The sequence below is a fragment of the Albidovulum sp. genome (genome assembly GCF_049646345.1).
Classification (GTDB): Bacteria; Pseudomonadota; Alphaproteobacteria; order Rhodobacterales; family Rhodobacteraceae; genus Albidovulum.
The window spans coordinates 1-11,037 of sequence record NZ_JBARVQ010000128.1 but is presented as its reverse complement, the minus strand read 5'-3'; the positions used below and the strand labels follow the sequence as shown (position 1 = coordinate 11,037).

The window sequence follows — 11,037 nt, the reverse complement described above, 5'->3', positions numbered from 1 at the left end:
GTCTACTTCATTGGCGACAACGAAAAGGACGCGGGCTTTTTCGAACCGCTGAGGATCCTCGACGCGCCGCTCTCTATCGAAAAGGTCGCGCTGGCCGAGGCCGAGGGCATCGTCTGTACCGGCCCCGCCGATCCCGTGGCCGATCCCGATCTCTACCGCCCCGATTTCCTCTATGCCAAGACCAAGGGGCTGAAGCTTCTCTGCGCCAATCCCGATATTGTCGTCGATCGCGGCGAGACGCGGGAATGGTGCGCGGGAAAGCTGGCGCAGCTTTATACCGAGATGGGGGGCGAGAGCCTTTATTTCGGCAAGCCGCATCCGCCGATCTATGATCTGGCCCGGCGGCGTCTGACCGCGCTGAACGACAGGGTGATCGACGATGCCCGCATTCTTGCCGTGGGCGATGGTATCGGCACGGATATCAAGGGCGGCATGGGCGAGGGCATCGATACGCTCTTCATCACCGGCGGGCTGGAAGCGGCGCGGTTCGGGGCGGATGTCGAAAATCCAGATCCCGGACTTCTGGAGGAGTGGCTGGCCGGGATTGAGATGACCCCGACGCACAATATAGGCCGCCTGCGATAGAATATGACCAGAGGGCAACAATCTTTCGATCCAGCGCACGGAATAATAGAATAATTACCCTGCCGGATTGCGCGAAATCGCAACCTGACTTATGCTGCACTGCAACATGAGCTTTCGGGATTCGGGATGATGCTGGATAACCAACCGCGCGGAACGATCTGTATCGAAGATCTGGAGATCGGGATGACCCGCTATCTTCAGAAAACGATCACCGACCGCGATATCGAGATGTTCGCCGAGGTCTCGACCGATCACAATCCGGTCCATCTTGACGATGACTATGCCCGCGACACGATTTTCGAAGGTCGCATCGCCCACGGGATGCTGACGGCGGGCCTGATCTCGGCCGTGATAGGCGAACAGCTTCCGGGCCATGGCACGGTCTATCTTGGGCAAAGCCTCAAGTTCATGGCGCCTGTGCGCCCGGGCGATACCGTCTATGCCGAGGTCAAGGTCACGGCCATCGATCACTCCCGGCGGCGTGTCACCCTTGAAACCCACTGCGCAGTGGGCGATACGGTCGTACTCAAGGGCGAAGCGCTGGTTCTGGCGCCAAGCCGCAAGTTCGACTGAGGCGGCGGGCGCTCCCGCCCGACGGGGGCCGATGCAGAGGCATTTCCACTGGACTGGTTTGACGGATGCCGATCGGGGCGCTTCGGTCGCCATGGGCAATTTCGACGGCGTCCATCTGGGTCATCAGGCGGTGATCGGACAGGCGCAGCGCCCGGGCACGCCGCTTGGCATCGTTACTTTCGAACCGCATCCGCGTCAGTTCTTTGCCCCCGGGGCCCCCGCCTTCCGGTTGATGAATGCCGAGGCGCGGACCCACCGTCTGGAAAAGCTGGGCGTTGATCAGCTTTATGAACTGCCGTTCGATGCGGTGTTGTCCGGTATGACGGCGGAGGAGTTCGTCCGCGAAGTGCTGGTCAACGGCCTTGGTGTTTCCCATGTCACCGTCGGCGCCGATTTCTGCTTCGGCAAGGGCCGCAAGGGCGATGTCGACACGCTCCGCCGCGCCGGGGCCGGGTATGGGTTCGGTGTCACCATCGCCGAACTTGTCGCGTTCGAAGGTGTCGAAGTCTCCTCGACCGCGATCCGCATGGCATTGGCCGAAGGCAGGCCCGGCGATGCCTCCAAAATGCTCGGCCACTGGCACAGAATCGAAGGCGAGGTGCTGCATGGTGACAAGCGCGGACGCGATCTGGGCTTTCCCACGGCCAATATGGGGGTCGGCGGTCTTCATCTGCCCAAACTTGGTGTCTATGCGGTCAAGGTCGATATCCTGACCGGTCCGCATCAGGGCAGCTATGACGGTGCAGCCAGCCTTGGGGTGCGGCCGATGTTCGGGGAAAACAAACCGAACCTCGAAAGCTTCCTCTTTGACTTTGAGGGCAGCCTTTACGGCGAACACCTGTCGGTCGCTCTCATCGACTATCTGCGGCCCGAGATGACCTTCGACGGGCTCGACGCGCTTGTTGCCCAGATGCATGCCGATTGCGACCGGGCGCGGGGCATCCTGGCGCAGCTGTGATGTTATGGCGTTTCGGGTTTACATTGAATCAGAACTCGATCTTTTTTCGTTCGAATTCTGATACTTGCTATCTGAATGGAAACCGAAGTGCTTTAGGTGCTGACGTTTGATGCTCGTCAGGCCTTTGTGCACAAGATGTCTGATGGCCGGGCTTCGCGTTTCCCCTGACGGATTTAACCTGCGGCCACTGTGCCGGGAATGCCAGGCGCGGTGTAGCGGTTAAGCGCGGCGATGCGGGCTTGCAGTTCCGCGACCTGGCGATCGAAATTTCGGGTCATCAATGGCTGACCAAGCACCTTGAAGCAGTTCATCCTGGACCCGGCACTGCTCCGGAGGTGACAATCACTCCATCGTCGCCAGATAGCGCGCCTACAGGTCAACCGCACCTGGTTCGCTTACGGGCCGGGCAGCCCCCCAGCGCGGGAGGGCGGTTTTCGCCCACCCCGACGCTCGGGCGCTGCCCTCTGTTCGGGCGAAGAATGGCGCTCTTTGATCCCCGTCAACGACAGCCAACCCGACTCGACTCATCCTGCCGCCAGCCATCACAAGGAGGGCAGAGACATGACCGATGCCGACACCAAAGATCCGAAGACCGAAGCCCCGAAGAAACGCACCTGGACCGAGGAGATCGAGGTCGCGGGCGATCAGCTTGTGGCGCGGGTCAAGGAGCTTGCCGCCGAGGCTGAGGTCAAGCGCATCCGCATCACCGAATCCGATGGCGATCTGGTTCTGGAAGTACCGCTGACCATCGGCGCGCTTGCCGCCTTTGTCACCAAGGTGAAGATCGAGATCGTCCGCACCGACCCGGCCGAGTGATCCGGCGACCTGACGTCCCGTTCTCGGACCCGCGCGGCCCTTGCTCTTGTCACGGCGGCAGCTTAGGCAGGGCGCATGAAGCTGCTTTTTCTTGGCGATGTCGTGGGGCGGACGGGCCGCGCGGGGATTACCCAGCGCCTGCCGGGCCTGCGCGCGGAATGGGGCCTCGATTTCGTCGTGGTCAATGGTGAGAACGCGACCTCGGGCGCGGGGCTGTCGGCTGCCCATGCAAAGGCGCTGCTGGAGGCGGGGGCGGATTGTGTGACGCTGGGCGATCATGCCTTCGACCAGAAGGACATGCTGTCTTTCATCGAAACCGAACCGCGCATCCTGCGCCCCCTGAATTTCGCCAAGACCGCCCCGGGCAAGGGCGCGCGGGTCTATGAGGCGACGGGCGGGCGCAAGGTTCTGGTGGCGCAGGTTCTGGGTCAGGTCTTCATGAAGCGGCCCTTCGCCGATCCGTTTTCAGCCATCGAGACGGTGCTGAAGACCCATCCCCTTGGCGGCGCGGTGCAGGCCGCCATGGTCGAGATCCATTGCGAAGCGACGAGCGAGAAGATGGGCATGGGCCATTGGTGCGACGGGCGGGCGAGCCTTGTCGTCGGTGCCCATACCCATATCCCGACGGCCGATGCGCAGATCCTGCCGGGCGGCACCGCGTTTCAGGCCGATGCGGGCATGTGCGGCGATTACAACTCGGTCATCGGCATGGAAAAGCTGGAGCCGATGCGCCGCTTCGTGACCGGTATGCAGAAAGAGCGTTTCACCCCTGCGAATGGCGAGGCGACGCTTTGCGGCACCTATGTCGAGACCGATGACCGCACCGGCAAGGCCACCCGTGTGCGGATGATCCGCATCGGTGGGCGGCTGGAAGAGGCGCGGCCCTGATGCAGGCCCGCTGGCTTTTTGCCGCACTTATCGTGATCGGGACAAGCTGGGGCCTGACAACGCCTTTGGCCAAGTTCATCATCCTTGGCGGTTATCGACATTTCGGCATCATCTTCTGGCAGTTGGTCATTGGCTTCCTGATGCTGGGCGGCTGGCTGATGGTGCGGGGGCGGGCGCTGCCCTTTCACCCTGCGGCCCTGATCCGCTACGCGTTTATCGCGGTCATGGGGACGATCCTGCCCAATGCCGCCTTCTTCTACGCGCAGGAAGGCCTGCCTGCCGGGCTGGTCGCGGTCTTTATCGCGCTGGTGCCGATGTTCGCCCTGCCGCTGGCGCTGGCGCTTGGGCTGGAACGGCCAGAGCCGGTGCGTTTTCTCGGCATTCTGGCCGGGCTTGCCGGTATCCTGATGATCGTCCTGCCCGAGGCGAGCCTGCCCGACAAGGCAGCCCTTGCCTTCGTGCCCGTGGCCCTTGCCTGCGCCTTCTTCTATGCGCTTGAGGCTACGGGGCTGGGCAAACTTGGCAGCGCCGGACTTGGTCCGGTCGAACTGCTGACCGGCGCCTCGCTGCTGGGCCTTGTCCCGGCGCTGGCGCTGGCGGTCTTGACTGACAGCTGGATCACGCCTGCCTTGCCTTTGACCCGCGCCGATGGTGCGCTGATCGCCACGGCGGTGATCCATGCGCTGGCCTATGCCGGTTATGTCTGGGTTGTCGGTCAGGGCGGCGCGATCTTTGCTGCGCAGGTCAGCTACCTTATCACCGGAACCGGCGTGCTTTGGTCGATGCTGATCCTTGGCGAGCGCTATTCGCTCTGGGTCTGGGGGGCGCTTGGCGTCGTCTTCCTCGGTCTCTTTCTTGTTCAGCCCCGACCCGCGCGGCGCGATGACAGCGTCCTTGCCCTGCCCATGGGGGAAGATAATATCGCACGTCATGAAATGCAGGATCATTGAATGATCGACCTCCCCCTTTCGGCTGATGGCCGGGCCATTTTCACACTTCTGATCGTCGTCGGCATGTTCGTCATGTTCGTGCGCGAACGCTATCCGGTCGAGGTCGTTGCCATCGGTGGCGCGGCTTTGTGCCTTGTCTTCGGCCTTCTGCCTTATGAGCTGGGGTTGCAGGCGCTGACCAATCCCGCGCCATGGACCATCACCGCGATGTTCCTGATCATGGGCGCGCTCGTGCGGACCGGCACGCTGGAATGGCTGACCCAGACGGCCGAGGCCAATGCCGATCACCGCCCGACGGTGACGCTGGTGATCCTCTTCGGCTTCGTGGCGGTGGCTTCGGCCTTTCTCAACAATACGCCCGTCGTCGTGGTGATGATCCCGGTCATGGTCTCGATTGCGCGGCGGTTGAATGTCTCGCCTTCGAAACTTCTGATCCCGCTTTCCTATGCCGCGATCCTTGGCGGGACGATGACGCTGATCGGCACCTCGACCAACCTTCTGGTCGATGGCGTGGCCCGCAGCAGCGGCATGGAGCCGTTTACCATCTTCGAAATAACGCCGCTTGGCGCGATTCAGGTCTTTATCGGCATGATCTATGTCGCGGTGATCGGCCGTCGGCTTCTGCCCGACCGGCAATCGATGGGGGTAATGCTGGCCGACCGGCGCAAACTGAAGTTCTTCACCGAGGTGGCGCTGCCCGAGGACAGTAAACTGATCGGTCAGGCCGTGTTGGAAGTCGATCTGTTCAAGCGCTCCGGCGTGCGGGTGATCGACGTTTTGCGCGGCGATGCGTCGCTGCGCCGCGATCTGGCGCCGGTGGTGTTGCAGGCGGGCGACCGGGTCGTGTTGCGCACTGAAATGGCCGAACTGCTTGGGTTGCAGGACAACCGCGATATCCGGCTGGTCGACAAGCTTTCGTCGATCCAGACCGAGACGGTCGAGGTGCTGATCTCACCCGGCTGCCGGATGATCGGCCGAAGCCTTGGTGAGTTGCGCTTGCGCCGCCGCTACGGTGTCTATCCGCTCGCCGTGCATCGGCGGAACCAGAATATCGGCCGCCAGCTCGACGATCTGGTGGTGGTTGTGGGTGATACGTTGCTCTTGGAAGGCGCGGCGGAGGATATCCAGCGGCTTGCGGCCGATATGGACCTTGTCGATGTGGCGAAACCCACGGTCAAGGCGTATCGGCGCAAGATGGCACCGGTGGCTTTCGGCGTGCTTGCAGGGATCGTGGTTCTGTCCGGCCTTGGCGTGGCACCAATTCTTGCCCTCTCGATTGTCGGCGTCGCGGCGGTGCTGATCACCCGCTGCATTGACGCCGAGGAAGCGTTTTCCTTTATCGAGGGACGGCTTCTCGCGCTGATCTTCGCGATGCTCGCAGTGGGGGCCGCGCTTGATGATACCGGTGCCGCGCGTCTGATCGTCGGCTGGATCAGCCCGGCTTTGACCGATCTGCCGCCGCAGATGGTGATCCTTGCCGTCTACCTTCTGGCCATGCTCCTGACCGAGATTGTGTCGAACAATGCAGTGGGCGTGATCTTCACCCCGGTCGCGATCGAGCTTGGGCATTCGCTGGGGCTCGACCCGAGGGGGCTCGTGGTCGCAGTGATGTTCGCGGCCTCGGCGGCGTTTTCGACGCCCATCGGCTATCAGACCAATATGCTGGTCTATGGCCCGGGCGGATACCGCTTCACCGACTACCTCAAGGTCGGCATTCCGCTGAACCTGACGCTTGCCATCAGTGCGAGCTTTCTGATCCCGCTCTTCTGGCCGCTGTGACGCGGCCTGAGCGGCAACGGGGAACCGTTGCCGCGAGGTATGTCGTCGCGCCGGAACGGCGCGTCCTTGGGATCAGAGCGGCCAGACCAGCAGGATCATCGGCAACCCTACTGCGATGACGAGGATCTCCAGCGGCAGGCCCATGCGCCAGTAATCGCCAAACTCATAGCCACCGGGGCCGAGGATCAGCATATTGTTCTTGTGCCCAATGGGCGTGAGGAACGCCGAAGACGCTGCGACCGCCACGGCCATCAGAAAGGGATCGGGCGAAGTGCCGAGCGTGCCCGCCATGGCGATACCAACCGGGGCGGCGACGATGGCGGTTGCCGTGTTGTTCAGCACATCTGACAGCGTCATCGTCACCACCATCAGCACCAGCAGCGCCACCCAGGCGGGCGCGCCCGCGGTCAGCCCGACGATGGCCCCCGCGATCAGTTCGGTGCCGCCAGAGCTTTCCAGCGCCGCGCCAAGCGGGATCATGGACCCCAGCAATACGATCACCGGCCATTCGATGTGGTCATAGATCTCTGACAGTGGCAGCACTCCGGCGGCCACATAGCCTATCGCCACTGCTCCCAACGCCACCGGCAGGTCGATCAGACCGACGCTTGCGGCAAGAACCGCCGCCGCGAAGATCGCGATGGCAACCGCGCCATGCGTCTCTTCCGTCACGGTGAGCCCGCGTTCGGCCAGTGGCAGGCAGCCAAGCCAGTCGACGACATCATCGGCGGTGTCCGAGGGCGCGAGCAACAGAAGGATATCGCCCGCGCGGATCTTCGCCTTGGCCAGTGGCCCCTTAACCTTGTGACCGCGGCGCGAGATGCCCATCAGCGCGGTGCGATGACGCCAGATCAGACCGATCCCCTCGACCGTTTTGCCGCGGATGCGGGCATCGGTGGGGACCACCGCCTCGACCATAGCGAAACCCGCCTGTTCCGCTTCCAGATAGTGCTTGCGGCGCTGATCGGCGAAATCGAGTTTCAGGCCTGCGCGGAACTCGTCCAGCGCTTCGGCCCCGGCCTCAACCAGAATCACGTCGCCCGGTTTCAACTCGGTCTCTCGCGCGGCCCCGTAACGCCGCCTATCGCCCCGGATCAGGGCCATCACGGCCACCCCGGCCTTGTCTCCCTCGTCGTAAAGCTCGGCCATCGTCCGGCCTGCAAGTTTCGTATCTTCGGGCAATGTCAGTTCGGCGATATAGGCCGCCGCGTCGCGTGTGCCCTCGGCATCCGCACGATGCGGGATCAGGCGCCAGCCGATCAGCGCCACAAAGGCCAGCCCAACCAAAGCCACGACCCCGCCGACCGGGGCGAAGTCGAACATGGCAAAGCTTTCGCCAAGGGCATCCTCGCGGATCGTGGCGATGATGATGTTGGGCGGCGTGCCGATCAGCGTCACCATGCCGCCGAGGATGGTTGCAAAGGACAAAGGCATCAGCGACAGGCCGGGGCTGCGGCCCGCCTTGCGGGCGGCCGCGACATCGACGGGCATCAGCAGCGCAAGCGCCGCCACGTTGTTCATGAAGGCCGAAAGAACCCCGCCGACCACCCCCATGATCGAGATATGCGCACCCAGCCCGCGGCCCGCATCGATGAAGGTGCGGGTGATCAGCATCACCACGCCCGCCCGTGTCAGCCCGGCCGAAACGACCAGCACCAGCGCCACGACAAGCGTCGCAGGATGGCCAAAGCCCTCAAAGGCGGTCTTGGCCGGGACGACGCCAAGCATCACAGCCACGATCAGCGCGGTGAAGGCGACAAGGTCATAGCGCCAGCGCCCCCAGACGAGTGCCGCGAAGACGACCCCGAAGAGCGAAAAGAGAATAATCTGGTCCTGCGTCATGTCGGGTCCTGCCTTTCCGGGCCCAGTGAAGCGGGTGGGGCCGCGTGATGCAAGCACCCGGCCGGGCTTGCGGGCAGGGGCAGGGCTGACATATAGAGGCGCGAAACCGGAAATACCGACGGAGAAGGTCATGGCGGGCCATTCAAAATGGGCCAATATCCAGCACCGCAAGGGGCGGCAGGATGCGGCGCGTTCGAAACTGTTCTCGAAGCTGGCGAAGGAAATTACCGTCGCCGCAAAGATGGGCGATCCCGACCCGGAAAAGAACCCGCGTCTGCGTCTTGCGGTGAAGGCCGCGAAAGCGGTGTCCTGCCCCAAGGATGTGATCGACCGTGCGATCAAGAAATCGCTGGGTGGTGATGCCGACGACTATACCGAGATCCGTTATGAGGGCTACGGGCCCAACGGCATCGCGATCATCGTCGAGGCGATGACCGACAACCTCAACCGCACCGCCTCCAATGTGCGTTCGACCTTCTCCAAGTTCGGCGGCAATCTCGGCACGACGGGCTCGGTCAGCTTCATGTTCGACCGTGTGGGCGAGATCATGTATCCGGCCACGGCGGGCGATGCCGACACGGTGATGATGGCGGCAATCGAAGCCGGGGCGGATGACGTCGAATCCGACGAAGACGGCCACTGGATCTATTGCGCTGATACCGATCTCTCGGCGGTGTCGGATGCGTTGGAAGCGGCCCTTGGCGAAAGCGAGGAAGCCAAGCTGATCTGGAAACCGCAGAACCGGACAGATGTCGATCTTGAAGCCGCGCAGAAGCTGATGCGCCTGATCGACACGCTTGAGGACGACGACGACGTCCAGACGGTTACGGCGAATTTCGACATCCCCGAGGATGTGGCGGCCCAACTGGCCTGATACGAATGGTGAACCTGCGGGCGCTGCCGCCCGCATGTCGCCACGGCGCGCCGGGGTTCAGCCCCTGTTGGCGTCGAACAAGGCGGCCGCGCGGTCGTAGAATTTGGCCCGCGTCTCGGGCCCTTCCATCATCAATTCATGTTCGGCGTTGCCGACAAGGTCAAACTCCGACCCCGGCCAGCGGGCCATGCGATCATGGATCGCCTGAGCATGGACGATGCGTTCCTCGGCCCCCAGAACCGTCAGGCAGGGCAGGTCGGGGGACGGCATCCGGTGCAGGGCGCGGGTTTCCTTCAGCGCCTCATAGAGCCAGCGCATCGTCGGCCCGCCGATGGCCAGATCGGAATGGACAGTCATCTGGTGACGCATGAAGTCGAACATCTCGCGCGTGCGGGTCAGGACGTTGCCCTCAAACTCGGCTTCCAGAACATAGGTCAGCGGCGAGGTTGATGGCACCATCCGGTGTCCCTGTCCGGTCACCGTCGCGAGCCACGAAAGGCCCCATGCGACAGGCCGCAGGATGAATTTCATCAGGATGCCCCACATCGGCGCCGAAAAGGTCACCGCATTGACCGGCAATCCGTCATGGATCGCGCGCAGCCCGATGCAGCCGCCCATCGAATGGCCGACAACGAAGAACGGGCCGGGCAGATCCTCGGCCCGGACGAAATCCATGAACGCCGCGACATCGAGCTGGTAATCGGAAAAACGGTCGACATGACCGGGTGCCCGATCTTCCAGCAGCCGATCGGCCAGGCCCTGTCCGCGCCAGTCGACAATTGCGGTGGCATAGCCGCGCGCGGCGAACTCCGATGCGGCCGGGCCGTATTTCTCGATATATTCGGTGCGGCCGGGGAAAATCAGCACCGTCCCCTTATCTCCGCTACGCCAATGGGCCGCACGGATGCGCACACCGTCCTGGCAGGTCAGCCAGACGCAGGTGGCCCCGTCGGGCGCCTCTGCCACGTCGTCGTAGAAGGGGGCGGGCTCCATCCTCAGCCGAGCGCCGCGCCAAGCTGCATGGCAAGGCCCATATCGCCATCGACCGCCAGTTTGCCCTGCATGAAGGCCGCGGTCGGGTTCACGTCACCCGTCAGAATGCCCTCGAAGGTCTCGCGATCCGCCGTCAGCGTCACATCGGCGTCATCATCGCCCGCGCGCACGCCATTGCCGTCGATGATCAGCGAACCTTCGCCTTCGATCACGAATTTTGCAGTGCCCGGAATGCCGCCAGCCAGTTTTTCGCCAAGTGCGGTCACGGCCGCATTCACAACATCGCTCATTCGTTCCTCCAAATGTGAGCGCCTAGCCTCTCGCTTTCCGGCGCAGTTCGGCTACACTCTGCCTTGTAATGCGGATGTGTGCCACCCTTCTCAAACCCGTCGTTGCGGCATGTGCCGCAGCGTTATTGCTTTGCGCGCCGGTTTTCGCGGCGTCCGAATATCTTGACAATCTATACGCTGAACTGGCCGACCCCGACAACCCTGAGTGGCGGCGGACACAGGCGGATATCTTGCGGGAATGGTCGAAATCGGGCTCGCCAGCGATGGATCTGCTGTTGAAGCGCGGGCGGGACGCGATGGAGGCGGGTGATCTGGACGCCGCGATTGAGCATTTCACGGCGCTGACCGATCATGCGCCTGATTTCGCGGAAGGCTGGAACGCGCGGGCGACGGCCTATTTCCTGAACGGTCAGTTCGGACCCTCCATCGCCGACATCCAGCACACTCTGGCGCTGAACGAGCATCATTTTGGCGCGCTTTCCGGGCTTG

12 protein-coding genes and 1 pseudogene are annotated in these 11,037 nt (G+C 63.1%); 9 read left to right on the top strand and 4 right to left on the bottom strand.

The window, feature by feature from the left end; all coding sequences use genetic code 11:
* From WBB85_RS03255 to WBB85_RS03245, 3 genes are all read left to right on the top strand, one after another.
* Nucleotides 1-585: HAD hydrolase-like protein (locus WBB85_RS03255; protein WP_432637184.1), on the top strand; the 585-nt coding region annotated here is incomplete at its 5' end.
* Between the two features lie 129 nt (nucleotides 586-714).
* Nucleotides 715-1,158: a MaoC family dehydratase gene (locus WBB85_RS03250; RefSeq protein ID WP_263741638.1), complete on the top strand. Its 444-nt coding sequence runs from the start codon at nucleotides 715-717 to the stop codon at nucleotides 1,156-1,158.
* A gap of 31 nt (nucleotides 1,159-1,189) precedes the next feature.
* Nucleotides 1,190-2,116 carry a bifunctional riboflavin kinase/FAD synthetase gene (locus WBB85_RS03245; protein WP_432637183.1) on the top strand — a complete coding sequence of 309 codons (927 nt, stop codon included), beginning with the start codon at nucleotides 1,190-1,192 and terminating at the stop codon, nucleotides 2,114-2,116.
* A 173-nt stretch (nucleotides 2,117-2,289) separates the two neighbouring features.
* On the opposite strand, the pseudogene WBB85_RS03240 reads toward WBB85_RS03245, so the two are convergent.
* Nucleotides 2,290-2,484 (bottom strand): annotated as a pseudogene (locus WBB85_RS03240) (IS5/IS1182 family transposase); the annotation flags it as partial.
* 193 nt (nucleotides 2,485-2,677) lie between these two features.
* On the opposite strand from WBB85_RS03240, the gene WBB85_RS03235 reads away from it, so the two are divergent.
* The 4 genes from WBB85_RS03235 (at nucleotide 2,678) to WBB85_RS03220 (ending at nucleotide 6,549) form a co-directional block, all read left to right on the top strand.
* A complete protein-coding gene (locus WBB85_RS03235) occupies nucleotides 2,678-2,932 on the top strand; it encodes a DUF4342 domain-containing protein (protein WP_432637182.1) in 255 nt (84 codons plus the stop codon).
* A gap of 75 nt (nucleotides 2,933-3,007) precedes the next feature.
* The gene (locus tag WBB85_RS03230; protein ID WP_432637181.1) at nucleotides 3,008-3,820 is read left to right on the top strand and encodes a TIGR00282 family metallophosphoesterase; all 813 of its coding nucleotides are present in this window, start codon (nucleotides 3,008-3,010) and stop codon (nucleotides 3,818-3,820) included.
* Nucleotides 3,820-4,770: a DMT family transporter gene (locus WBB85_RS03225; protein WP_432637180.1), complete on the top strand. Its 951-nt coding sequence runs from the start codon at nucleotides 3,820-3,822 to the stop codon at nucleotides 4,768-4,770. The genes WBB85_RS03230 and WBB85_RS03225 overlap by 1 nt, the downstream gene beginning before the upstream one ends.
* The gene (locus WBB85_RS03220) at nucleotides 4,771-6,549 is read left to right on the top strand and encodes an SLC13 family permease (protein WP_432637179.1); all 1,779 of its coding nucleotides are present in this window, start codon (nucleotides 4,771-4,773) and stop codon (nucleotides 6,547-6,549) included.
* A gap of 72 nt (nucleotides 6,550-6,621) precedes the next feature.
* Here the strand turns inward: WBB85_RS03220 and WBB85_RS03215 are convergent, their stop codons facing one another.
* Nucleotides 6,622-8,391: an SLC13 family permease gene (locus tag WBB85_RS03215; protein WP_432637185.1), complete on the bottom strand. Its 1,770-nt coding sequence runs from the start codon at nucleotides 8,389-8,391 to the stop codon at nucleotides 6,622-6,624.
* A gap of 130 nt (nucleotides 8,392-8,521) precedes the next feature.
* Here WBB85_RS03215 and WBB85_RS03210 point away from each other — a divergent pair, with 130 nt between their 5' ends.
* Nucleotides 8,522-9,265, top strand: coding sequence for a YebC/PmpR family DNA-binding transcriptional regulator (locus WBB85_RS03210; RefSeq protein ID WP_432637178.1), 744 nt, complete (start codon nucleotides 8,522-8,524; stop codon nucleotides 9,263-9,265).
* Nucleotides 9,266-9,322: 57 nt separating this feature from the next.
* Here WBB85_RS03210 and WBB85_RS03205 read toward each other — a convergent pair whose 3' ends face one another.
* A complete protein-coding gene (locus WBB85_RS03205; RefSeq protein ID WP_432637177.1) occupies nucleotides 9,323-10,258 on the bottom strand; it encodes an alpha/beta fold hydrolase in 936 nt (311 codons plus the stop codon).
* Between the two features lie 2 nt (nucleotides 10,259-10,260).
* The gene (locus WBB85_RS03200) at nucleotides 10,261-10,548 is read right to left on the bottom strand and encodes an SCP2 sterol-binding domain-containing protein (RefSeq protein WP_432637176.1); all 288 of its coding nucleotides are present in this window, start codon (nucleotides 10,546-10,548) and stop codon (nucleotides 10,261-10,263) included.
* Between the two features lie 74 nt (nucleotides 10,549-10,622).
* Between WBB85_RS03200 and WBB85_RS03195 the strand changes: the two genes are divergently transcribed.
* Nucleotides 10,623-11,037: tetratricopeptide repeat protein (locus tag WBB85_RS03195; RefSeq protein ID WP_432637175.1), on the top strand; the 415-nt coding region annotated here is incomplete at its 3' end.